A 22,745-nucleotide genomic window follows, 5' to 3' on the forward strand; every position below is an offset into this window, starting at 1 on the left:
CCACCCCGGCACCGGTGCGCATCGCCCTGCTGCTGCCCTCACGCAGCGGTGCCTTCGGCGCAGCGGCCGACGCGGTGCGCACGGGCTTCCTGACGGCCTATTCGCGCCAGAAGGAAAACATCCAGCTGGCCATCGTCGAGACCGGCGATTCGGCTCCCGACATGCAGCGCGCCTATGACGAGGCCTCGGCCAAGTTCGACATCCTGGTCGGCCCGCTCTCGCGCACCGCCGTCACCGCCGTGGCGCAGAGCGGCCGCGTGAGCAAACCCACGGTGGCGCTGGCGCAGCCGGACATGAATGGCGAAACCGAATTGCAGTTGCCGCCCCAGATGCTGGCCGTGGGCTTGTCCATCGACGAGGAAGCGCGCCAGGTCGCCAATTGGGTCGAAAAGGAAAAGGCCCCCGGCAAGATCTTCGCCATCTCCACCGGCACCGCGTGGCAAAAGCGCGCCGCCCGCTCCTTCCAGCTGCGCGCGCGCCAGCTTGGCCTGCAGGTGGAAACGCTGGAACTGAGCACGCCCTCCAACGCCCTCTCCGCCCCCGGCCTGGCCCAACTGGCCAAGCGCGTGGAGCAGGAAAAGCCGGCCCTGATCTTCGTCGCCCTGGATGCGGCGCAGACCGTGCAACTGCGTAGCGCCGTGGGCAATGACCTGCCGCTGTACGGCACTTCGCAGATCAATCCCTATACCCTCAAGCGCGACAACCCGAACGACAAGCTGCCGGAGCTCGATGGCGTGCGTCTCATCGACATCCCCTGGCAGCTGCAGCCGGACAACGTGGCCGTGGCCCGCTACCCGCGCCCGGCCGTCAATGACAACGAGCGCCCCAATCCCGACCTGGCCCGCCTGTACGCCCTGGGCATCGATGCCTACCGGGTGGCCTACGGCATCGCCCAGAAGCAATCCGGCTTCGACATCGACGGCGTCACCGGACGGCTGAACGTGAACATGGTCAGCGGCGGCACCACCTTCTTCCAGCGCCAGGAAACCCAGGCCGTCTACCAGGACGGCTGGCCGGTTCCGATGGCCGACCAGTACTGAGGCCGGTATGGCGCTGCGCAGCCTGCTGCGGCGCACGGCGCGCCAGCGCACCGGGGACGAGGGCGAGGACCGGGCGCTGGCCTACCTTCAAGCGCAGGGGCTGCAACTGGTCCAGCGCAATTTCCGCTGCAAGGGCGGCGAGATCGACCTGATCCTGCGTGAAGGAAGCACCATCGTCTTCGTCGAAGTGCGCGCCCGCGCCAGCAGCGCCTATGGCGGTGCGGCCGCCAGCGTGACGCCGGCCAAGCAGCGACGGCTGCTGGTGGCCGCCCAGGTCTGGCTGCAAGGGCAATCCGGACTGCCAGCCTGCCGCTTTGACGTGGTGGCGCTTGAAGGCGACCGGCTGCAGTGGCTGCGCAACGCCATCGAGGCCTGAGCAACGGGCGTTTTGGCGCGACCGCAGGCGCCTGGCGTATCATGTGCGACCGGATTCCGGAAACTTCTCTTTACGAATTGCCCGGACTTGGCCGCGTTCAAGTCCTCTATAATCGCAGGCACTATGACAAATCCCCGCATCCTCGCCCATTTCCAGGAAAGCGCCGACCTGAAGATGAAGGCCGCCAGTGTTCTGGCCCAACCGATCGAACAGGCGATTGAACTAATGTTCACTGCACTGTCGAATGGCAACAAGATTCTTGCCTGTGGCAATGGCGGATCGGCCGCCGACAGCCAGCACTTCGCCGCCGAACTGGTGGGCCGCTTCGAACGCGAGCGCCTGCCGCTGCCGGCCCTGGCGCTGACCACCGATACGTCCATCCTCACCGCCGTGGGCAACGACTACAGCTACCAGGAAATCTTCTCGAAGCAAGTCCAGGCCTTCGGCCAGGCCGGCGACATCCTGCTGGCCTTCTCGACCTCGGGCAATTCGGGCAACATCCTGGCCGCCATCGAAGTGGCGCACGAACGCGACATGCGCGTGGTGGCCCTGACCGGCAAGGGTGGCGGCAAGATCGGCAAGATCCTGACCGACGCCGATGTGCATATCTGTGTGCCGCATGAACGCACTGCGCGCATCCAGGAAGTGCATCTGGTGTCGCTGCACTGCATTTGCGACGGTATCGACGTCGCGCTTTTTGGAGATGATGCGAATGAGTGATGCACGATCCTTGTTGACCCGCCTGCGCCGCCCGCTGGCGGCAGTAGCCCTCGGCGGCATGGTGGCCATGAGCCTGCAGGGCTGTTTTGCGGTGTTTGCCGGCGGTGCGCTGGCCACCACCTTTGCCGCCACCGACCGCCGCACCCTGGGCGCGCAGACGGAAGACAAGTCCATCGTGGTCAAGGGCGAAGCCCGCATTCCCGAAGTGGTGGCGTCCGGCTCCCACGTCAACGTGACGGCCTTCAACCGCAAGGTGCTGCTCTCGGGCGAAGTGCCGGACGAAGCCTCCAAGGCCGCCGCCGAGCGTGAAACCAAGGCCATCCAGAACGTCGATACGGTGTACAACGAACTGGAAGTGGGCCCGTCGTCGAGCTTCGGTTCGCGCTCCAGCGACGCGCTCATCACCAGCAAGGTCCTGGCCAGCCTGGTGGACGACAAGACGCTGTACTCCAGCGCCTTCAAGATCACCACCGAACGCGGCATCGTCTACATGCTGGGCCGCGTGACCCAGCGTGAAGGCCAGCGTGCGGCCCAGATCGCCAGCGGCGTCTCGGGTGTGAACAAGGTCGTGACCCTGTTCGAATATATCAGCGAGGAAGAACTGAAGGACTACCAGCGCAAGCCGGCCAGCGAGAACAAGTCCACCAGTTGATTGCAGTTGCGCACCTGATGCAGGTCAAACCGCCGGCGAGTCCGGCGGTTTTCACGTGGAGCGGCCGCCCGCAGGATTCTGCGGCGAGGTCTATAATGCTTCAGTTCAACGAGGCTGCGCATGCAGTGGCAGGCCTCTTCCCGCAGTCCGGATCCGGAGTTTCCCATGCAAGCACAGGCCAACGCTCCCAAGAGCGGTCTCATGATCAAGCTGGCAGCCGTCCTGGTGGTGGCCGCTGTCGCTGCCTTCGCCTATTTCAAGGTCAATGCCGGCAATGCCGCGCCCGATGTCACTTTCACCAAGCTCGATGGCCAGCAGGTGGCATTGAAGGATTTGCGCGGCAAGGTGGTCATGGTCAATTTCTGGGCCACCAGCTGCACCACCTGCGTGGGCGAGATGCCGCAGATGATCGACACCTACAACAAGTTCAAGGACCGTGGCCTGGACTTCGTGGCCGTGGCCATGAGCTATGACCCGCCCAACTACGTGCTGAACTACACCGAAACCCGCAAGCTGCCCTTCAAGGTCGCACTGGACCCGCAAGACACGCTGGCCAAGGCCTTCGGCGACGTCAAGCTGACCCCGACCACCTTCGTCATCGGCAAGGATGGCAACATCATCAAGCGCTACGTCGGTGAGCCGCAATTCGCCGAACTGCACCAGCTGCTGGAAAAGGCACTGGCGGCCTGAGACCGCAGCGCTCTTCCCCGCTTGCAAGCCGGCGCGATGCTGGCTTTTTCATGCCCGCCCTCCTGATGCAAGTTGGCAGGATGACAAGCAGCAAGGAACATCCCCGCCCCTGTCGCAGTCCAAGAAATTCATATTGTCGCCAAGACAAGCACCTTTTGATGCCAGTGCCTGCCGACATCCTGGACAACATCGACAACACAAGGAGGCCGCCATGAAATTCCGGACCATTTTCCTCATCGTGCTGCTGGCGCTGGTCGCCATCTTTGCCGCCGTCAACTGGACGGCCTTTACGGCCACGACCACGCTCTCGCTGATCTACACCGAATTCCAGGCGCCGCTGGGCGCGGTGATGCTGGGCGTGGTGGTGGTGCTGACGGCCTTCTTCCTGCTCTACATCCTGGCCCTGCAGACCAGCGTGATGCTGGAAAGCCGCCGCCTGACCAAGCAGCTGGAAGCCCAGCGCGCCCTGGCCGACCAGGCCGAGCATTCGCGCTTCAATGACCTGCGCGGCTACCTGAAGACCGAACTGGAGCAGCTGCAACGGCGCCAGACCGAGCAGCAAACCCTGCTGGCGCAGCGCCTGGACGCCTTGCAGCGTGACATCCACCAGCGCGTGGAACAGACCGAAAACGCCGTCGCGGCCCAGGTCGGCGAGCTCGATGACCGCCTGCAGCGCCAGCGCGTGACTACCCTGCCCCAGAATCTGGCGTAATTCTTCCAACGCGTACGTAAAAAGGGCTGGAACCTCGCGGATCCAGCCCTTTTTGTTCATTTAATGCCTTTTAGCGGCATTTCCAGGGCACTTAGACGCCGTAACGGGTCCGATACGCTGCCACCGCATCCTTGTACTGGCTCAGGCGAGCATCGCCGCCGCTGGAGATGTACTCGAAGAGGTCATTGAGGTTGCCGATGGAGATGACCGGCATGTCGTATTCGCGCGCCACTTCCTGCACGGCCGACAGTTCGGAGAGCGCGCCATCCTTGCCCGAGCGCTCCATGCGGTCCAGCGCGATCAGCACGGCGCAAGGCGTGGCGCCGGCGGCGCGGATCATGTCCACCGATTCGCGCACCGAGGTGCCGGCCGAGATGACGTCATCGATGATGACGACCTTGCCCTGCAGCTTGGCGCCGACGATGGTGCCGCCTTCGCCGTGATCCTTGGCTTCCTTGCGGTTGAAGGCGAAAGGCACGTTGCGGCCCATGCCGGCCAGCGCCACGGCGGTAGCCGAAGCCAGGGTGATGCCCTTGTAGGCGGGGCCGAACAGCATGTCATATTCCACGCCCGAATCCTGCAGGGTCTGGGCGTAGAAGCGGGCCACCTGGGCCAGGGTCGCGCCCTCGCTGAAGAGGCCGGCGTTGAAGAAGTAAGGCGAGGTACGGCCTGCCTTGGTGACGAATTCGCCAAAGCGCAGCACGCCGGCCGATACCGCGAATTCGATGAATTCCTGTCTCAAGTTGCTCACAATGCATTTCCCGGGAAGAGTCAAAACGGAAGGTGCGGACCACGCCCGCTTGCCGCCAGGCAAGGCAGCGCGGTGGCAAAGCCTTCATCAGGCCGCCATTTTAAATGATTCATCCTATCGGTTATGCTACCGGCCTGATTGAACACACTTCTGCAGCAAGCAAACAGGATATCCATGCCAAAAATCGTCTCCGCCAACCTCAACGGAATCCGTTCAGCCGCCAAGAAGGGCTTCTTCGAGTGGCTGCAAAAGGAAGCGCCGGACTTCGTCTGCGTGCAGGAACTGAAGGCCCAGGCGGCTGACATGACCGAAGACTTCCTGGCCCCGGCCGGCTATGTCGGCCATTTCCACTATGCCCAGAAGAAGGGCTACTCGGGCGTGGGCGTCTACAGCCGCCGCCAGCCGGACTCGGTGCGCATCGGCTTCGGCAATACCGAATTCGATGACGAAGGCCGCTATGTCGAATGCGACTACGGCGACCTGACCGTGATCTCGCTCTATGCGCCCTCGGGTTCCTCCAGCGAGGAACGCCAGGAAGCCAAGTTCCGCTTCATGGAAGCCTTCCTGCCGCACCTGATGGAACTGGAAAAGAGCGGCCGCGAAGTGGTCATCTGCGGTGACTGGAACATCGCCCACAAGGAAATCGACCTGAAGAACTGGAAGAGCAACCAGAAGAATTCAGGCTTTTTGCCGGAAGAACGCGCCTGGATGACGCGCATCTTCGACCAGTTGGGCCTGGTGGACGTGTATCGCCGCCTGCACCCGGAGACCACCGGCGAAGCCTACACCTGGTGGAGCAATCGCGGCCAGGCCTGGGCCAACAACGTGGGATGGCGTATCGATTACCACGTCTCCACGCCGGGCATTGCGGCCAAGGCGGTGAGCGCAGCGATCTACAAGGAGCAGCGCTTCTCGGATCATGCGCCGTTGACGGTGGTGTACGGCGACTAAGCCACACTGGGCTCGCCAACAAAAAGCCCTCGCACCGTGAAGTGCGAGGGCTTTGTCGTTTCCGGCCGGCCGGAAATCAGGCGTCGGGAGCGGCTGCCTTCTTCGGTGTCGCCTTGCGCAAGGCCGGCTTCTTGGCCGCGGCCGCCTTGGTCTTGGTGGCGGTGGTCTTGGCTGCCGTTTTGGTCGCCGTCTTCTTGGCGGCCGGCTTGGCGGCTGCCTCGTCGGCACCATCATCAGCGTCCGCTGCAGCGGCCTTGCCCTTGGCGGGCGCCTTGGCCTTGCGTTCCTCGAACTCGAAGCTGATCTTGCCATCCTTGCCACGCACCAGGAAGGCCTTGAAAGGCCGGCGCGTGCGCTGCGAGATGAAGCCCGGCAGCAGGTCGGTCTTGCCGTCGTTCAGGAGCTTGGCCATCTGCTCCGGCAGGATCTCCTGCTGCAGGATGATGCGGCTGCTGCGGAAGTCGCAGGCCTTGGGCTTGGCCACGGTCTTCTCGCACACATAGGCCAGGCCCATTTCGTAGACGCCGCTGCCGCACTTGGGGCAGGCGCCCAGCGGCGTCTGCTCGCTGAAGTCCACCGGCTCGCCGCCCTCGCCCTCGGCCTGGTCTTGGCCGAAGTCGAATTCCAGCTTGAAGTTCTTGATCTCTTCGTCGCGCGAAATCTTCAGGATGGCCGCAAACGGACGGCCCATCTTGGAGCGGAAGCCCTGCAGCGGACCGATGGTGCGATTCTGCAGCAGCTCTTCCACTTCGGCGATCTCGAACTGGCGGCCACCGGGCACCTTGCTCATCGAGAATTCGCACTTGGTGCAGGCGAAGCGACGGTAATTTTCCTTCACCACGCCACCGCAGTTGGGGCAAGGCGTCTGCAGGGTCGCATAGTCGCCGGGGATGGTGTCGTTGTCGTATTCCTTGGCGCGCTTGACGATGATCTGGGTCATCTGCGCGATTTCGCGCATGAACTCGTCACGGCTGATCTTGCCGCGTTCCATCTGGGCCAGCTTGTGTTCCCACTCGCCGGTCAGTTCGGGTTCGGTCAGTTCGTCCACGCCCAGGCCATGCAGCAGCGTCATCAGCTGGAAGGCCTTGGCGGTGGGCATCATTTCGCGGCCTTCGCGCAGCAGGTACTTTTCGTTCAGCAGGCCTTCGATGATGGCCGCACGCGTCGCCGGCGTGCCCAGGCCCTTGCCGGCCATGGCTTCGCGCAGTTCATCCGAATCTACCAGCTTGCCCGCGCCTTCCATGGCCGACAGCAGCGTGGCTTCGGTGTAGCGGGCGGGCGGCTTGGTGACCAGGCCATTGGCGGTGACCTTGTCGGTCTTGACCTTCTCGCCCGGGGCCACGGCCACCAGGTTGCCGCCGCCTTCCTTGTCCTTGTCGTCTTCCTCGACCTGCTTGCCGTAGATGGCCAGCCAGCCGGGGTTGATCATCACTTTACCTTCGCTCTTGAACTGGTGGCCCGACACTTCCGTGTAGCGGGTGGTCACCTGGAACTCGGCCGGCGGGAAGAACACCGCCATGAAGCGACGCGTCACCAGGTCGTAGAGCTTCTGTTCCGGCTCCGACAGGTTCTTGGGCACCTGGGTGGTCGGGATGATGGCGAAGTGGTCGCTGATCTTGGTGTTGTCGAAGATGCGCTTGTTGGGCTTGACCCAGCCTTGCTTCAGGATCTGCTTGGAGAACTGGTGATAATTGTTGTTCTCCGCCAGCGCCTCCATGGTGTCCTTGACCGTGTTGATGTAGTCCTCGGGCAGGTGGCGCGAATCGGTACGCGGATAGGTCAGCACCTTGTGCTTTTCATACAGCGCCTGGGCCAGGCCCAGGGTGTTCTTGGCCGAGAAGCCGAAGCGCGAGTTGGCCTCGCGCTGCAGGCTGGTCAGGTCGAACAGGCCCGGAGACATCTGCGTGGTTGGCTTGGATTCCTCGGTGACATTGCCCGGCTTGTCGCGGCAGGCGGCCACGATGGAGTCCGCAGCCGCTTTGCTCCACAGGCGCTCGGGGCGCTTCTCGGGATCGGCTTCATCCTTCTTGTGGCCCTTGTCCAGCCAGCGGCCCTTGTAGATGCCGGCGGCGCAGACGAATTCGGCGTGCACTTCCCAGTAGTCGCGCGGGACGAACTTCTTGATCTTCTCTTCACGCTCGACCACGATGGACAGGGTCGGCGTCTGCACGCGGCCCACGGTGGTGAGATAGAAGCCGCCTTCCTTGGAATTGAAGGCGGTCATGGCGCGGGTGCCGTTGATGCCGATCAGCCAGTCAGCTTCGCTGCGGCAGCGCGCGGCATTGGCCAGCGGGAGCATTTCTTCATCATCGCGCAGATGGGCAAAGCCCTCGCGGATGGCACCCGGCGTCATCGATTGCAGCCACAAGCGCTTCACCGGCTGCTTGGCCTTGGTGTATTGCGCGATCAGGCGGAAGATCAGTTCACCTTCGCGGCCCGCGTCACATGCGTTGATGAGGGTGGTCACATCCTTGCGCTTGATGAGCTTGGAGAGCACCTTCAGGCGCGACTCGGTCTTGGCAATCGGATTGAGCGCAAAGTGCGGCGGAATCATCGGCAGGTGGGTAAAACTCCACTTGCCGCGCTTGACGTCGTATTCCTCGGGGACTGCGATTTCCAGCAGGTGACCGACGGCCGAGGACAGGATGTACTCGTCGGATTCGAAATACTCATCGTGCTTGGTGAAGCCGCCGAGCGTCTTCGCGATGTCGTTCGCGACAGAGGGCTTCTCGGCAATGATGAGGGTCTTGCTCATAGGTATGGGTCTCGGTGGTGAGAGGTCAGTTGCTGGTGTGCTGCGGCAGTGGCATCAGCCTCACGTGGGGCCGGACTGCTCCGAAACAACACCATGCCATCCCAGGCGGTCAACGATAGGCGGCGGCAAGCTACGCAAGTGGCCGGCGTTTCATTGCCTGTGGACAACGGAATTTTTATATAGTAGCCAATATCAGGCCAATGCGGGGGAATGATAAGCGTGATGCAAATGAAACGGCAAGCACAAGGGCTTGCCGTTTCGGTGATTCATGCGCTTTCGGCGGCTTTTATGTTCATTCATGCCTAAATGGCTTGAAATGAAGCAACAGCGCCGGGGTGCGGCGTCAGCACATTGTCAGCAAGGCTCCCTCCCAGCCCTGTCGCACGTGCCAGGCCGGTGCGTTCAGTGCAGCAGGCGCGGTTCGGTATCGTCTTCGTCGAGGAACAGCTCCTCGAACATCAGGCCGTCCGGTTCCTTGCCCTGGCTCCACAGCACCATCAGCACGATGACCTTGAGCTTTTCCAGGCCGATCGGCGCTTCACCGGCAGCCAAGGCGCGCTCGATGACGATCTCGCGCTGGATCGCGTCCAGCATCTTGGCCGATTCGAGGAACTGGATGAAACCGATGGCTTCCACGCCCAGAATGTCACTTTCCTGTGTCGCATAGATGCGCGTACCGAAGGAAAAGGCGGTCTGGCGGGGATAGTTGTCGGCGAATTCGTGATTGGCGACTTCAAGATCAGTCAGCCATCCGAGTGCCTGGGAGATTTCATCTTCTTCGAAACCAATCGCGGACAGCTTCTTGACGAGCGCCTCGGGTTCGGGGCAGGCATCAGGGCGATAGTAGGTTTCGTACAGGTAAACGAGGACATCAAACATGTTCGTACTCTATCGCGAAGGTTATGAATGTACAAGTCAGCCAAGGTCAGTATGGCAGGATTTGCGGCGCTGCGGGGATAATTTCTTCACGCCAGGCGACGATAACGTGCACCCGGCAGCAGCTCCACCCAACCCTGCAGTTCCAGTGTTAGCAAACTCCCTGCCAGGGCCGCCGGATCAAGGCCGCAGCGCTGGGCAAGGGTATCGGCATCGACCGGGTCGTGACCCAGGCTCTGCAGTAGATGTTGGCTTGTCGCATCGAGCTCTTCCATGACTCGAGATGAAGTTGCCTGCACGACAGCTTGCTGCTTCGGCAAGCTTGGCCAGCCGGGCAATTCATCGAGGATATCCTGCGTGGTCTCCACCAGCTTGGCGCCTTGCCGGATCAGCTGATGGCACCCCTTGGACAGCGGCGCATGGATGGAACCGGGAATGGCGAACACATCGCGCCCCTGTTCAGCCGCCATGCGCGCGGTGATGAGCGACCCCGACCGGGCTGCCGCTTCCACTACCAGCACGGCGCGCGACAAGCCCGAGATCAGGCGGTTGCGGCGAGGGAAGTTGGCCGCCAGCGGCGGCGTGCCCAGCGCATATTCACTGATGATGCAGCCACCCTCGGCGATGCGCTGTGCCAGCGCGCGATTGCGCTGGGGATAATCCAGGTCGATGCCGGTGCCGATGACGGCCACCGTCGAACCCGGCCCGGCCAATCCCCCCGCATGCGCCGCCGCGTCGATGCCCAGCGCCAGCCCGGAGACGATGGTGATGCCCGCACGGCTGAGCTCTTCGGAAAACCGTCCTGCGTGCTGAACGCCCTGGGCCGTGGCATTGCGGCTGCCGACCACGGCCAGCGCATTGCCCGCCAGCAGTGCCGGATTGCCGCGCACGTAGAGCAGCAAGGGGGGATCGGCAATCTGCAGCAAGCCCGGCGGATAGTTTGCATCGGCCAGCGTGATGACGGATTGTCCCGGCACCTGCGCCCAGGCCAGCGTAACGGCGATGCGCTCGCGCTGCTGTACGCTCGGCGTGCTCAACAGGCGGGCGACCACCCCAGGCGGCGCCACCGCCCGCAAGGCCTCCGGGTCGGCCTGCCAGATGCCCTGCGGCAAGCCGAACACTGCCAGCAACCGGCGCGCCAGCACCGGCCCGATGCCCTCGGTCATGGCCAGGCGCAGCCAGGCAGTCAATTCTGTGGCCGGATCGGCCATATCGTCGTGGAAAGGCTCTTGCATGGGGATAAATGAAGTGTTGTACATCGGCCGCCCGCTCAAGGCCGTGCGGCGCGGCTCTCCGGGCGGGCCTGTGGCGGGCTGTGATACACTTTTCCGAAAAACGGGAATCTCCTGGCCGCCGCGCCACGCCGCACAGGCCTGCCAGGACCGGCATTGTGCGGTGGCCGTGCTTGAAGCATCGCGCTTCGGCCGCATTTACATGACAAATCCCGAAATGAATTTCCCGCACGCTCGCAAAATGACGAGATCCGGCCCGAACCAGGTCCCCCGAGACCGAACCCCAAGCTTACCGAGAACACACGTATGGCCCTGCTGAACATCCTCCGTTATCCCGATCCGCGCCTGCACAAGGTTGCCGTCCCCGTGACCGTCTTCGACGAGCGCATCAAGAAGCTGGTGGCCGACATGGCCGAGACCATGTATGCCGCCCCCGGCGTGGGCCTGGCGGCCAGCCAGGTGGATGTGCATGAACAGGTGGTGGTCATCGACGTTTCCGACGAAGGCAAGAACCTGCAAGTGTTCATCAACCCCGAGATCGTCTGGGCCAGCGAAGAGAAGCGCGTCTACGACGAAGGCTGCCTGTCGGTGCCCGGCATCTACGACGGCGTGGAACGTCCGGCCCGCGTGAAGGTGCGCGCCTTCGATGCCGACGGCAAGGCCTTCGAGGTCGATGCCGATGAGCTGCTGGCCGTGTGCATCCAGCATGAGATGGATCACCTGAAGGGCAAGGTCTTCGTCGAATATCTGTCGCCGTTGAAGCGCAACCGCATCAAGACCAAGCTGCAGAAGGAAGAGCGCGAGATGAAGAAGAAGGCGGGCTAGGACTTGCTAGCACCTAATGCAATGCATCGGCGCAGACGCCGGCCGGGTGAATGCCCGGTCGGCGTTTTTTTTGCCGGCTGACCGATGAACGAATAAAAACCAGGAGTCGGCCATACCGGCCGGAATTCCGCACCATTTCGCATTCTGGTATGACGTAGCAGAGAGCACCGGCAGCTTTTGCTACGGCAGAGTTATCGATGTATTCAGAGATCAGCGACAAGGGTTGGCGGTTTTTCCTGTTTGCGTGCGGAAAGAATGACATTCTCCTTTGCTCGAGCGATTGGGGAAAAACGGTACATCGCCATGCATTCCCACAGGGCGAAGTGAAAAGAGCGGTCGAGCAATTCCTGACCATGGAAAATTTTCCTGCTTCTCTTTCTGGTGGTTGAATTGCGCCAAGCTACAGAAGCAATCAAGACGCTAGAGAACTCTCGAAAGCGGTCTTCCCAAAATGCAGTCTCATGAATGACAGCGGGTGCTGATGATGAGCAATGATACGAAGGTGGATTGGAACACTCGCGGAAAGACCATCTGGAACCTGGTCGGAGATCTTTATTCGTTCGAAGACCAGAAGATGCCAGTCAAGATGTCTTTGGATGATGGAGAGACTCTCCTGCCCCTTGATCTTCTCGTAGATGGCATTGTGATCAAGGGAGATAAAACTATTAAAGAATTGATCGACTATTTCCGAATGAATTTCAAAAATCCCAATCTCGAGGTATATCTGCTCTCCCCTGTAAGAGGAAATATTTTTCCCATCAGCATCCTTGGAAAAACTGGGAGATATTGCGTGCTTCGCTATGTCGGCGACTACGACGAGTAGATGAGTCCGTCGTTTTGCCCACAGCAACTTGAGCGATTCTGTGCCAAGGGCTCATCCGTAATTGAGAGCCGTGCTGAAGACAAGAGTCTCTTAATGCACCAGTACTGTGCCTCGAAAAGCTCACACCGCCACAAACCGATACACCCCATCCTCCCCCAGCCAACGCTTCACCGCGCCGTCATACCAGAGCTTGTGCAGATGCGCCACCGCCTCTCCCAGCGCAAAGGACAGCTGGTGCGTATCCAGCGGCCGCTTGAACATGACCGGCAGGATATCCACGCCCGTCTGCGGTGTGGCGCAAGCCTCCAGCACTTCAGCCAGGCGCGCGCGGTGGTGATCGTTCAACTGCGTGATGCGCGTATGCAAGCCACGGAAGGGCTTGCCGTGTGAGGGCAGCACCAGCGCATCAGCCGGCAGGTGCGCGTACTTCGCCAGCGAATCCAGATACTGCTGCACCGGATTGCTCTCCGGCTCGATCGCAAACACCGACACATTGGTGGAGATGCGCGGCAAGACCATATCCCCCGAAATGAGCACATTGAGCGCCGCGCAATACAGCGACACGTGCTCCGGCGAATGCCCGAACCCGGTGATGATCTCCCAGTCCCGCCCGCCGATGCGTACCGCGTGGCCATCCTGCATGCGGTGATACGCGTGCGGCACCGACGGCACCAGGTCCTGGTAATACGTATTGCGCCCCTGCAGCGTCGCCACCGTCTCGGGATCGGCCAGGCCATGCCGCTGGAAATGCGGCGTGGCCGCCGTGCCCTCGGCCCCCGGCAAGGCTGCCGACATCACGCGCGCAAAGGCGTAATCCCCGGTACTCATCCACAGCGGCGCCTGCCAGCGCTGGCACAGCCAGTCGGCCAGGCCCACGTGGTCGGGATGGCAATGCGTGACCAGCACGCGCAGGATGGGCAAGCCATCGAGTTCTTCAGTGAAGATGCGCTCCCAGGCCGCGCGCGTATCGTCGGTGGCGATGCCGCAATCGACCACGGTCCAGCCGCGCTGGCGGCCTTGCGGGGTATCGAGCTCGTCTTCCAGCAACCACAGGTTGATGTGATTCAAGGCAAAGGGCAGCCCCATGCGCAGCCAGCGCACGCCCGGTGCCACCTGCATGGTGTGGCCGGTTTCGGGCAGGGTGTCGCCGAAGGCGTAGTCGAGCTGGGATTCAAGAGCGTTCATCAGTAAGCCTGGCGATCATCAAGAGGGAGGTCAAAGGCGTCGCACCAGCCCTGCATTTTTTGCTGGACGACAGGGCACAATATACTTTACGTTAACGTAAAGTGCCAGACCAACCCAATCCATCCCGTCCATGCCTACCTACACCATCACCGAACTGGCGGAAGAATTCGCAATCACGCCGCGCGCGATCCGGTTCTACGAAGACCACGGCATCCTCAATCCCAAGCGCGAAGGGGTGGGCGGGCGGCATCGCGTCTATCCCGCGCGCGAGCGCACGCGCCTGAAGCTCACGCTGCGCGGCAAGCGCCTGGGCTTCACGCTGGCCGAGATCAAGGACCTGATCGACATGTACGAGTCGCCCAAGGATACCCAGCCCCAGCTGCAACGCTTCCTGGGCCTGCTGCAACAGCATCGCGAAAAACTGGAGCAGCAGCGCGAGGACCTCGAACTGACCCTCTCCGAAATCGCCGCCCACGAAGAGGAATGCCGGCAACTGCTGGCCGATGCCAAACCGAAGAGCAAACGCAAGGCGGTAGCGGCCTGACGCAAACGGCATCTGCCGCCGCGCATCCCGGCCCCATTGACGTTAACGTCAAGCAACAGCGATCGTTGCACAACACAACAAGAATTCCCCAAACACCCAACGAGGAGACACCCATGATCCACCTGCCCGGCCTCAATTTCGACCATGGCGAAGACATCGCCGCCCTGCGCGAGGCGGTCGCCGCCTTCGCCCAAACGGAGATCGCCCCGCGCGCCGCCGAGATCGACCGCAGCGACCAGTTCCCCATGGACCTGTGGAAGAAGCTGGGCGACCTGGGCGTGCTGGGCATCACCGTGGGCGAGGAGTACGGCGGGGCCGGACTGGGCTACCTGGCGCACATCATCGCGATGGAAGAAATCTCGCGCGCCTCGGCGTCGGTGGGCCTGTCCTACGGCGCCCACTCCAACCTGTGCGTGAACCAGATCAAGCGCAATGGCAACGAAGAGCAGAAGCGCAAGTACCTGCCCAAGCTGATCTCGGGCGACTTCATCGGTGCGCTGGCCATGTCCGAACCCAATGCCGGTTCGGATGTGGTGAGCATGAAACTGCGCGCCGACAAGAAGGGCGACCGCTATGTGCTCAACGGCAGCAAGATGTGGATCACCAATGGCCCCGATGCCGACGTGCTGGTGGTCTATGCCAAGACCGATCTCGACGCCGGTGCGCGCGGCATGACCGCCTTCCTGGTAGAGAAAGGGTATAAAGGATTTTCCGTCGCGCAGAAACTGGACAAGCTCGGCATGCGCGGTTCCCACACCGGCGAACTGGTGTTCCAGGATTGCGAAGTCCCGGAAGAAAACGTGCTGGGCGGCGTCGGCCGTGGCGTCAACGTGCTGATGTCGGGCCTGGACTTCGAGCGCAGCGTGCTCTCCGGCGGCCCGCTGGGCATCATGCAAGCCTGCATGGATGTGGTGGTGCCCTACGTGCATGACCGCAAGCAGTTCGGCCAGGCCATCGGCGAATTCCAGCTGATGCAGGGCAAGCTGGCCGACATGTATTCCACCATGATGGCCTGCAAGGCCTATGTCTATGCGGTCGGCCAGGCTTGTGACCGCGCCGACAGCGCCGACAAGGTGCGCGCCCTGCGCAAGGACGCTGCCGGAGCCATCCTTTATTCGGCCGAGAAGGCCACCTGGATGGCGGGCGAAGCGATCCAGTCGCTGGGCGGCAATGGCTACATCAATGAATATCCCGTGGGCCGCCTGTGGCGCGACGCCAAGCTCTACGAGATCGGTGCCGGCACCAGCGAGATCCGCCGCATGCTGATCGGCCGCGAACTGTTTGCCGATACGCTGTAAGCGCCCTCGCCTCTTTTCAAACTTCAGACACGACGGACATCATGAGTACACCCATCGATTTCTACTTCGACTTCAGCTCGCCCTACGGCTATTTCGCTGCGGTCGAAATCGACAAGCTGGCCGCGAAATACGGCCGCAGCGTCAACTGGCATCCCATCCTGCTGGGTCCCATCTTCAAGGCACTGGGGACCAATTCGCTGGTCACCATCCCGGTCAAGGGCGATTACTCGCGCCACGACATGGAGCGTACTGCGCGCTTCCACAACATCTTCTACAAGGCGCCGAGCCAGTTCCCCATCGGCACGCAGGTCGCTGCGCGCGCCACGCTGTGGGTGCAGCAGACCCAGCCGGCCAAGGCGGTGGACCTGATCAAGACCTTGTACAGCGCCTACTTCACCGAAGACATCGACATCAGCGTGCCCGAGAACGTGCTGCGTATCGCCGCCGACAACGGCATCGACCGCGCCGCACTGGAAACGGCGCTGGGCACGCCCGAACTGAAGGAGCAGCTGCGCGTAGCCACCGAGGCCGCCGGCAAGGCCGGCGTGTTCGGCTCGCCCTTCATGATCGTCGATGGCGAACAATTCTGGGGCTTCGACCGCTTCACCCAGCTGGAAGCCTTCCTCAAGAACGGAAAGATCTGATGAGCACCAAGAAAGACAAATCCGGCCCCTGCCCCTGCGGCCAGCCCAGCTTCGAGAAATGCTGTGGCCGCTTCATCACCGGCGGCCAGGTGCCGGCCACGGCCGAACTGCTGATGCGCTCGCGCTACAGCGCCTTCGCCCTGCGCGATGAAGCCTACCTGCGCGCGACCTGGTTCCCTGACACGCTGCCGGAAGAAGAACTGACCAGCGAAACCGACGTCAAGTGGATCGGCCTGGACATCAAGAAACACCAGCACGCCAGCGGCAGCGATGAGGCGACCGTCGAATTCGTGGCGCGCTTCAAGGTCGGCGGAAAAGCGCACCGCCTGCACGAGATCAGCAACTTCGTGCGCCAGCCCGACGACAGCGGCCAGGCCCGCTGGTATTACGTGGATGGGCGCTTCCCGGAGGACTGACGTTTTCTGCACCATACCCCGCCAAGCCAGCACCGGTGCGCCCCGCAGCACAACAAGAAACTGAACAGAGAGACAGAACCATGCCGCAGATTGAAAGCAAGCTCAACCCGCGCAGCGAGGAATTCCAGCACAACCGCGATGCCATGCAGCGCATCGTCGACGACCTGCGCGAAAAGGTAGCCGCCATCGCCGAAGGCGGCGGCCAGGCCGCGCGCGAGAAGCACGTGGCACGCGGCAAGCTGCTGCCGCGCGAGCGCGTGCAGATGTTGCTGGACCCGGGCACGCCCTTCCTGGAATTCTCGCAGCTGGCTGCCTACGGCATGTACCGCGAGAAGGACCGCGAAGGCAACCTGAAAGATGCCGCGCCCTCGGCCGGCATCATCACCGGCATCGGCCGCGTGGCCGGGCAGGAGTGCGTGATCGTCTGCAACGATGCCACCGTCAAGGGCGGCACCTACTATCCGATGACGGCCAAGAAGCACCTGCGCGCCCAGGAGATTGCCGAATTCAATCACCTGCCCTGCATCTACCTGGTCGACAGCGGCGGCGCCAACCTGCCCAACCAGGATGAGGTCTTCCCCGACCGCGACCACTTCGGCCGCATCTTCTACAACCAGGCCAACCTGTCGGCCAAGGGCATTGCGCAGATCGCCGTAGTGATGGGTTCCTGCACCGCAGGCGGTGCCTATGTACCGGCCATGAGCGATGAGTCCATCATCGTCAAGGAACAGGCCACCATCTTCCTGGCCGGGCCACCGCTGGTCAAGGCGGCCACCGGTGAAGTGGTGACGGCTGAAGAACTGGGCGGCGGCGACGTCCATACGCGCCTCTCGGGCGTGGCCGATCACCTGGCCCAGGATGACACCCACGCCCTGGCCATCGCGCGCAACATCGTCAGCCACCTCAACCGCCGCAAGCCGCAGCAGCTGGCCCTGCGCGAGAGCGTGGAACCGAAGTATCCGGCGCAGGAACTGTATGGCGTGATCCCCACCGATACGCGCAAGCCCTTCGACGTGCGCGAGGTCATCGCCCGCATCGTCGATGGCAGCGAGTTCGATGAATTCAAGGCGCGCTATGGCACCACGCTGGTGTGCGGCTTCGCGCACCTGCACGGCATGCCGGTGGGCATCATCGCCAACAACGGCATCCTGTTTTCGGAAGCGGCCGAGAAGGGCACGCACTTCATCGAACTGTGCTGCCAGCGCAAGATCCCGCTGATCTTCCTGCAGAACATTACCGGCTTCATGGTCGGCAAGAAGGCCGAGAACGAGGGCATTGCACGCCATGGTGCAAAAATGGTCACGGCCGTCTCCACCGCCAAAGTGCCCAAGCTCACCGTCATCATTGGCGGCAGTTTCGGTGCGGGCAACTATGGCATGTGCGGGCGCGCCTTCTCGCCGCGCTTCCTGTGGATGTGGCCCAATGCGCGCATCTCGGTGATGGGCGGCGAGCAGGCCGCCAGCGTGCTGGCCACCGTCAAGCGCGACGGCATCGAAACGCGCGGCGGCAGCTGGAGCGCAGAAGAGGAAGCCGCCTTCAAGGAGCCCATCCGCGCCCAATATGAAACCCAGGGCCATCCGTATTACGCCTCGGCGCGCCTGTGGGATGACGGCGTGATCGATCCTGCCGATACCCGCCAGGTATTGGCGCTGGGATTGTCCGCTGCCCTGAACGCCCCCATCGAAGAGACCCGATTCGGCGTCTTCCGCATCTGAAGCGCGCCACCGAGGAGACACCATGTTCACCAAGATCCTGATCGCCAATCGCGGCGAAATCGCCTGCCGCGTGGCCGCCACCGCCCGCCGCCTGGGTATCGCCACCGTGGCCGTGTATTCCGATGCCGACGCCCAGGCCAAGCACGTGGCCGCCTGTGACGAGAGCGTGCACCTGGGCCCGGCCCCGGCCAAGGAAAGCTATCTCTGCGCCGACAAGATCATCGCCGCCGCACTCGCCACCGGCGCCCAAGCGATCCACCCCGGCTACGGCTTCCTGTCGGAGAACGCCGGCTTCGCCCAGGCCTGCGCCGATGCCGGCCTGGTCTTCATCGGCCCGCCGGCCTCGGCCATCGAGGCCATGGGTTCCAAATCTGCGGCCAAGGCCTTGATGGAAAAAGCCGCCGTGCCGCTGGTGCCGGGCTATCACGGCCAGCGCCAGGAGAGCGATTTCCTGCGTACCGAAGCCGACCGCATCGGCTACCCGGTGCTGCTCAAGGCCAGCGCTGGTGGCGGTGGCAAGGGCATGCGCGTGGTCGAGCGCAGTGAAGATTTCGAGGCGGCACTGGCCTCCTGCAAGCGCGAGGCGATTTCCAGTTTCGGCGATGACCGCGTGCTGGTGGAGAAATACCTGACCCGTCCGCGCCATATCGAAATCCAGGTCTTTGCTGATGGCCACGGCCATTGCGTCTATCTCTTCGAGCGCGACTGCTCGGTGCAGCGCCGCCACCAGAAGGTGCTGGAAGAAGCCCCGGCCCCCGGCATGAGCTGCGGCCGCCGCGCCGCCATGGGCGAGGCAGCCGTCGCCGCTGCCCGTGCCGTCGGCTACGTCGGTGCCGGCACGGTGGAATTCATCGCCAACCAGGACGGCACTTTCTACTTCATGGAGATGAATACGCGCCTGCAAGTCGAGCACCCCGTCACGGAAATGATTACCGGACTGGACCTGGTGGAGTGGCAATTGCGCGTGGCATCGGGCGAGCCGCTGCCGCTGAAGCAGGAGCAGTTGCGCATCCAGGGCCACGCCATCGAGGCGCGCATCTATGCGGAGAATCCCGAGAAAGGTTTCCTCCCCGCCATCGGCACGCTCACCCGCATGCGCAGCGCCCCTGCGGTGGAATTCGCGCTGGCCGCACCCGGTGCCACGCAACCGGCGGCCGTGCGCATCGATGCCGGTGTGCGCGAGGGCGATGCCATCTCGCCCTTCTATGATCCGATGATCGCCAAGCTCATCGTCTGGGGCGCGGACCGTGACGCCGCCCTGCGCAACATGGCGCGTGCGCTGGCGCAGTACCAGGTGGTCGGGCTGGCAACCAACATCGGCTTCCTGCAGCGGCTGATCGCAGGCCAGGCATTTGCGACCGCCGATCTCGATACCGGCCTGATCGAACGTCACCGCGACGCGCTCTTCCCTGCCCCGATCGCACCCACAGCCGACACGCTGGCCCTGGCCACCGCAGCCCTGCTGAGACGGGAGCAGCGTAACCAGGACAGCCGCGACCCTTGGGCACAGACCAGTGGCTGGCGTCTCAATACCCGCCTGCAGCGCCGCCTGAATTTCGAACATGACTCAGGCAACAACGAGGTCCGGATCGACTACGCCGGCGACGGCCGCCAATGGCAATTGCAGATCGGGGGCAACACGCACACGCTGGCCCTGCATGTGGCCAATACCGACAGCGTGCGCATCTCCCTGGACGGCCGCACCCTGCAAGCCGATGTGGCCTGGGAGGGCGAAGGGCTGCACCTCTTCGATGGCCGCAGCCAGCACAGCCTGCGCCTGCCCGACCCGATGGCCCACGCCGGCCACACCGAGGCCGAGGGCGGCCGCCTGACCGCGCCCATGCCCGGCAAGATCGTCGCGCTGCTGGTGGACCAGGGCGCGAGCGTCACGCAAGGCACGCCGCTGCTGATCATGGAAGCCATGAAGATGGAACACACCATCGCCGCCCCCTCGGCCGGCACCGTGGAAGCGCTGCGCTACGCGGTTGGCGACCAGGTGGCCGAAGGAGCGCAGCTGCTGGACTTCAAGGCCGCGTGAGCAGCGCGCCGTGAACACCTCCGCACTGCGCCTGCCACCCTCGCTGCACGTGCTGGAGCGGGGCTGGCTGTCATCCAACAACGTGCTGCTGTTCGGTCGCGATGAAGTCGCCATGATCGACAGCGGCTACGTTGCCCATGCCGAACAGACGCAGACACTGGTGCGCCACGTCCTGCACCAGCGCGGGCGTGAGCGGCTCGATGTGCTGCTCAATACCCATCTGCATTCCGACCACTGCGGCGGCAATGCCGCGCTCCACGCCGCCTATGGCTGCCGCATCGCCATCCCCGCCGCCGAGGATGACAAGGTGCGCCGCTGGGACGAAGACGCCCTGAGCTACCGCGCCACCGGCCAGCGTTGCCCGCGCTTTGCGCACGACCAGCTGGTGCGCAGCGGCGATGTGGTGCGCCTGGGAGACCTCGACTGGACCGCCCTGGCCGCACCGGGCCACGACCCGCATGCGCTGCTGCTGTATTGCGCGCAGGAGGGTGTGCTGATCTCGGCCGATGCCTTGTGGCGCAATGGCTTCGGGATCATCTTTCCGGAGCTGGATGGCGAATCCGGTTTCGAGGAGGCGCGCGCCACGCTGGAACTGATCCGCAGCCTCGATGTGCGCACCGTCATCCCCGGCCATGGCGCGCCCTTCAGCGAGGTGGGCGATGCATTGGAGAAGGCCTTCTCGCGGCTGGATTATCTGCAGGCCGATCCACTGCGCAATGCGCACAATGGCATCAAGGTCCTGGTGAAATTCCTGCTGCTGGAACGTGGCCGGATTGCACTGGCGGACTTGCCGGCGATGATGCGGGAGATTCCCTTGCTGCGCATCACCAATGCCCGCTTCCTGCAGATGGAGGATGCGGCCCTGGCCGACTGGTGCGTGGTGCAACTGCAGAAGGCGGGAGCGGCGGCCAGCGATGGCGTGTTCCTGCTGGATCGCTGAATGCGGGCCTGCGCGGCAGAGGGGGCGGGGGTGCTGTTATCATTTCCGGCTTGTCCTGCTGCCGGCCTTGCGCCTACTTGATATCGCCATGAACGAACCTGCTGCCGCCCTGCCCTCTTCCGCCCAACGCGTTGCCGACCTGCTGGCGGCGATGGGCCATGACAAACCGGTCACGATGCTGCCCTCGACCGGCCGCACCTCGGCTGAAGCCGCTGCTGCCGTGGGCTGCAGCGTGGCCGAGATCGCCAAGTCCATCATCTTCCGGCGCGTGGCTGACGGTGCGCCCGTGCTGGTCATTGCCAGCGGTGCCAACCGGGTGGACGAAGCCAAAGTCACCGCCCTGACCGGCCCGCTCGGCAAGGCCGATGCCAAGTTCGTGCGCGACACGACCGGTTATGCCATCGGTGGCGTCTGCCCCATTGGCCACGTGATCAAGCCGGTGATGCTGATCGACCGTGACCTGTTCAACTTTGACAGTGTCTGGGCGGCGGCCGGCCATCCGCATGCCGTCTTCAACCTCACGGCCGCGCAGCTGGAGAAGATGACCGGCGGCACGGTGGCCGATGTGCGCCTCGATGCCGCGCCAGCGGCCAGCTGAACTGTTCGACAGCCATCCACGCATTACAACAACCCCAACGGAGACCCGCATGATGAGCCTGCCCAAGAAAGTGAAGATCGTTGAAGTCGGACCGCGCGACGGTTTGCAGAACGAGAAGGAAACCATTTCCGCCGAGGTCAAGATCGAGCTGGTCAACCGGCTTTCGGCGGCGGGTTTTCCGAATGTGGAGGCGGCTTCTTTCGTCTCGCCCAAGTGGGTGCCGCAGATGGCGACCTCCAGCGAGGTCATGCATGGCATCACGCGCAAGCCGGGCGTGGTGTATTCGGCGCTGGTGCCGAACATGAAGGGCTTTGAGGCGGCGCTGGAGGCGGGGGTGGATGAGGTGGTGATTTTCGGCGCGGCCTCTGAGGCGTTCTCGCAGAAGAACATCAATTGCTCCATTGCCGAATCCATCGAACGTTTTGCCGAAGTGGCCAAGGCCGCCAAGGACCATCGCAAGCGCCTGCGTGCGGCGGTGAGTTGTGCGTTTGGTTGTCCGTACCAGGGGGAAGTCCCGCTGGAGGCGGTGGCCGACGTGGTGCGGCGGTTCCGCGAGCTGGGCTGTGACGAGATCGATATTGCCGACACCATCGGCGTAGCCACGCCGGGCAAGGTGCGGCCTGTGATGGAGACGGCGATCCGTGAATTCCATATCGAAGGTTTGTCGGGTCACTTCCACGATACTTATGGACAGGCGCTGGCCAATATCTATGCCAGTCTGCAGGCGGGGATCAGCATCTATCACGCGTCGGTGGCGGGGCTGGGGGGATGTCCGTATGCCAAGGGCGCGACTGGCAATGTGGCGACCGAGGATGTGCTGTACATGATGAACGGGCTTGGAATCGAGACCGGGATTGACCTGGATGCGGTGGCCGAGGCGGGGCAGTTCATCTCGCAGCAGCTGGGGCGCAAGTCGGTGAGCAGGGTGGGGAATGCGTTGGCGGCTAAGCGGGTGGGGTGAGGG

The 22,745-nt window shown here is 63.2% G+C and carries 24 protein-coding genes; 19 read left to right on the forward strand and 5 right to left on the reverse strand.

Features of this window, described 5'->3' with window-relative positions:
* From FYB76_RS25990 to FYB76_RS26015, 6 genes are all read left to right on the forward strand, one after another.
* The coding region (locus FYB76_RS25990; protein WP_154135543.1) for a penicillin-binding protein activator at nucleotides 1–1,040 on the forward strand (1,040 nt) is incomplete at its 5' end.
* 7 nt (nucleotides 1,041–1,047) lie between these two features.
* Complete coding sequence (locus tag FYB76_RS25995; RefSeq protein WP_154135544.1) at nucleotides 1,048–1,416, forward strand: YraN family protein; 369 nt, start codon at nucleotides 1,048–1,050, stop codon at nucleotides 1,414–1,416.
* Between the two features lie 123 nt (nucleotides 1,417–1,539).
* Nucleotides 1,540–2,136, forward strand: a complete 597-nt coding sequence (locus tag FYB76_RS26000; RefSeq protein WP_039782952.1) for a phosphoheptose isomerase — start codon at nucleotides 1,540–1,542, stop codon at nucleotides 2,134–2,136.
* On the forward strand, nucleotides 2,129–2,788 hold the full coding sequence (locus FYB76_RS26005; RefSeq protein ID WP_145605714.1) for a BON domain-containing protein: 660 nt from the start codon (nucleotides 2,129–2,131) through the stop codon (nucleotides 2,786–2,788). Before FYB76_RS26000 ends, FYB76_RS26005 begins: the two co-directional genes overlap by 8 nt.
* A gap of 165 nt (nucleotides 2,789–2,953) precedes the next feature.
* Entirely contained in the window at nucleotides 2,954–3,478 is a 525-nt protein-coding gene (locus FYB76_RS26010; protein WP_034340016.1) for a peroxiredoxin, read from the forward strand.
* A gap of 211 nt (nucleotides 3,479–3,689) precedes the next feature.
* Nucleotides 3,690–4,190 (forward strand): LapA family protein, encoded by a 501-nt coding sequence (locus tag FYB76_RS26015; RefSeq protein WP_145605720.1) that lies wholly within the window; start codon nucleotides 3,690–3,692, stop codon nucleotides 4,188–4,190.
* A gap of 91 nt (nucleotides 4,191–4,281) precedes the next feature.
* Here FYB76_RS26015 and pyrE read toward each other — a convergent pair whose 3' ends face one another.
* Nucleotides 4,282–4,941 (reverse strand): orotate phosphoribosyltransferase, encoded by a 660-nt coding sequence (gene pyrE, locus FYB76_RS26020; protein ID WP_088755456.1) that lies wholly within the window; start codon nucleotides 4,939–4,941, stop codon nucleotides 4,282–4,284.
* 174 nt (nucleotides 4,942–5,115) lie between these two features.
* Between pyrE and FYB76_RS26025 the strand changes: the two genes are divergently transcribed.
* On the forward strand, nucleotides 5,116–5,892 hold the full coding sequence (locus FYB76_RS26025) for an exodeoxyribonuclease III (protein WP_154135546.1): 777 nt from the start codon (nucleotides 5,116–5,118) through the stop codon (nucleotides 5,890–5,892).
* 76 nt (nucleotides 5,893–5,968) lie between these two features.
* On the opposite strand, the gene FYB76_RS26030 is transcribed toward FYB76_RS26025, so the two are convergent.
* The 3 genes from FYB76_RS26030 to dprA form a co-directional block, all read right to left on the reverse strand.
* Complete coding sequence (locus FYB76_RS26030) at nucleotides 5,969–8,647, reverse strand: DNA topoisomerase III (protein ID WP_154135547.1); 2,679 nt, start codon at nucleotides 8,645–8,647, stop codon at nucleotides 5,969–5,971.
* Nucleotides 8,648–9,049: 402 nt separating this feature from the next.
* A complete protein-coding gene (locus FYB76_RS26035; RefSeq protein WP_088755453.1) occupies nucleotides 9,050–9,526 on the reverse strand; it encodes a DUF494 family protein in 477 nt (158 codons plus the stop codon).
* An 86-nt stretch (nucleotides 9,527–9,612) separates the two neighbouring features.
* Entirely contained in the window at nucleotides 9,613–10,758 is a 1,146-nt protein-coding gene (gene dprA, locus FYB76_RS26040) for a DNA-processing protein DprA (protein WP_229297106.1), read from the reverse strand.
* 303 nt (nucleotides 10,759–11,061) lie between these two features.
* Here dprA and def point away from each other — a divergent pair, with 303 nt between their 5' ends.
* The 3 genes from def to FYB76_RS26055 all read left to right on the forward strand — a co-directional run bounded on the left by def (nucleotide 11,062) and on the right by FYB76_RS26055 (nucleotide 12,403).
* Nucleotides 11,062–11,580, forward strand: a complete 519-nt coding sequence (gene def, locus FYB76_RS26045; RefSeq protein ID WP_154135549.1) for a peptide deformylase — start codon at nucleotides 11,062–11,064, stop codon at nucleotides 11,578–11,580.
* 197 nt (nucleotides 11,581–11,777) lie between these two features.
* A complete protein-coding gene (locus FYB76_RS26050) occupies nucleotides 11,778–11,969 on the forward strand; it encodes a hypothetical protein (RefSeq protein WP_154135550.1) in 192 nt (63 codons plus the stop codon).
* Between the two features lie 95 nt (nucleotides 11,970–12,064).
* Nucleotides 12,065–12,403, forward strand: a complete 339-nt coding sequence (locus tag FYB76_RS26055) for a hypothetical protein (RefSeq protein WP_195724724.1) — start codon at nucleotides 12,065–12,067, stop codon at nucleotides 12,401–12,403.
* A 120-nt stretch (nucleotides 12,404–12,523) separates the two neighbouring features.
* Here the strand turns inward: FYB76_RS26055 and FYB76_RS26060 are convergent, their stop codons facing one another.
* Complete coding sequence (locus FYB76_RS26060; protein ID WP_154135552.1) at nucleotides 12,524–13,588, reverse strand: MBL fold metallo-hydrolase; 1,065 nt, start codon at nucleotides 13,586–13,588, stop codon at nucleotides 12,524–12,526.
* 130 nt (nucleotides 13,589–13,718) lie between these two features.
* Here FYB76_RS26060 and FYB76_RS26065 point away from each other — a divergent pair, with 130 nt between their 5' ends.
* From FYB76_RS26065 to FYB76_RS26105, 9 genes are all read left to right on the forward strand, one after another.
* Complete coding sequence (locus FYB76_RS26065) at nucleotides 13,719–14,132, forward strand: MerR family DNA-binding transcriptional regulator (RefSeq protein WP_008333608.1); 414 nt, start codon at nucleotides 13,719–13,721, stop codon at nucleotides 14,130–14,132.
* 113 nt (nucleotides 14,133–14,245) lie between these two features.
* Complete coding sequence (locus FYB76_RS26070) at nucleotides 14,246–15,430, forward strand: isovaleryl-CoA dehydrogenase (protein WP_039790199.1); 1,185 nt, start codon at nucleotides 14,246–14,248, stop codon at nucleotides 15,428–15,430.
* 41 nt (nucleotides 15,431–15,471) lie between these two features.
* Nucleotides 15,472–16,074, forward strand: coding sequence for a 2-hydroxychromene-2-carboxylate isomerase (locus tag FYB76_RS26075; RefSeq protein WP_154135553.1), 603 nt, complete (start codon nucleotides 15,472–15,474; stop codon nucleotides 16,072–16,074).
* Entirely contained in the window at nucleotides 16,074–16,490 is a 417-nt protein-coding gene (locus FYB76_RS26080; RefSeq protein ID WP_154135554.1) for a YchJ family protein, read from the forward strand. Before FYB76_RS26075 ends, FYB76_RS26080 begins: the two co-directional genes overlap by 1 nt.
* Nucleotides 16,491–16,570: 80 nt before the next feature.
* On the forward strand, nucleotides 16,571–18,205 hold the full coding sequence (locus FYB76_RS26085) for a carboxyl transferase domain-containing protein (protein ID WP_154135555.1): 1,635 nt from the start codon (nucleotides 16,571–16,573) through the stop codon (nucleotides 18,203–18,205).
* Nucleotides 18,206–18,227: 22 nt separating this feature from the next.
* Complete coding sequence (locus tag FYB76_RS26090) at nucleotides 18,228–20,243, forward strand: acetyl/propionyl/methylcrotonyl-CoA carboxylase subunit alpha (RefSeq protein ID WP_154135556.1); 2,016 nt, start codon at nucleotides 18,228–18,230, stop codon at nucleotides 20,241–20,243.
* A gap of 10 nt (nucleotides 20,244–20,253) precedes the next feature.
* Complete coding sequence (locus FYB76_RS26095) at nucleotides 20,254–21,183, forward strand: MBL fold metallo-hydrolase (RefSeq protein WP_370516428.1); 930 nt, start codon at nucleotides 20,254–20,256, stop codon at nucleotides 21,181–21,183.
* 88 nt (nucleotides 21,184–21,271) lie between these two features.
* On the forward strand, nucleotides 21,272–21,781 hold the full coding sequence (locus tag FYB76_RS26100; RefSeq protein ID WP_154135557.1) for a YbaK/EbsC family protein: 510 nt from the start codon (nucleotides 21,272–21,274) through the stop codon (nucleotides 21,779–21,781).
* Nucleotides 21,782–21,833: 52 nt separating this feature from the next.
* Complete coding sequence (locus FYB76_RS26105; protein ID WP_154135559.1) at nucleotides 21,834–22,742, forward strand: hydroxymethylglutaryl-CoA lyase; 909 nt, start codon at nucleotides 21,834–21,836, stop codon at nucleotides 22,740–22,742.
* Nucleotides 22,743–22,745: the final 3 nt, after the last annotated feature.

This window comes from Herbaspirillum sp. CAH-3, from assembly GCF_009668275.1.
GTDB classification, from domain to species: domain Bacteria; phylum Pseudomonadota; class Gammaproteobacteria; order Burkholderiales; family Burkholderiaceae_D; genus Herbaspirillum; species Herbaspirillum aquaticum.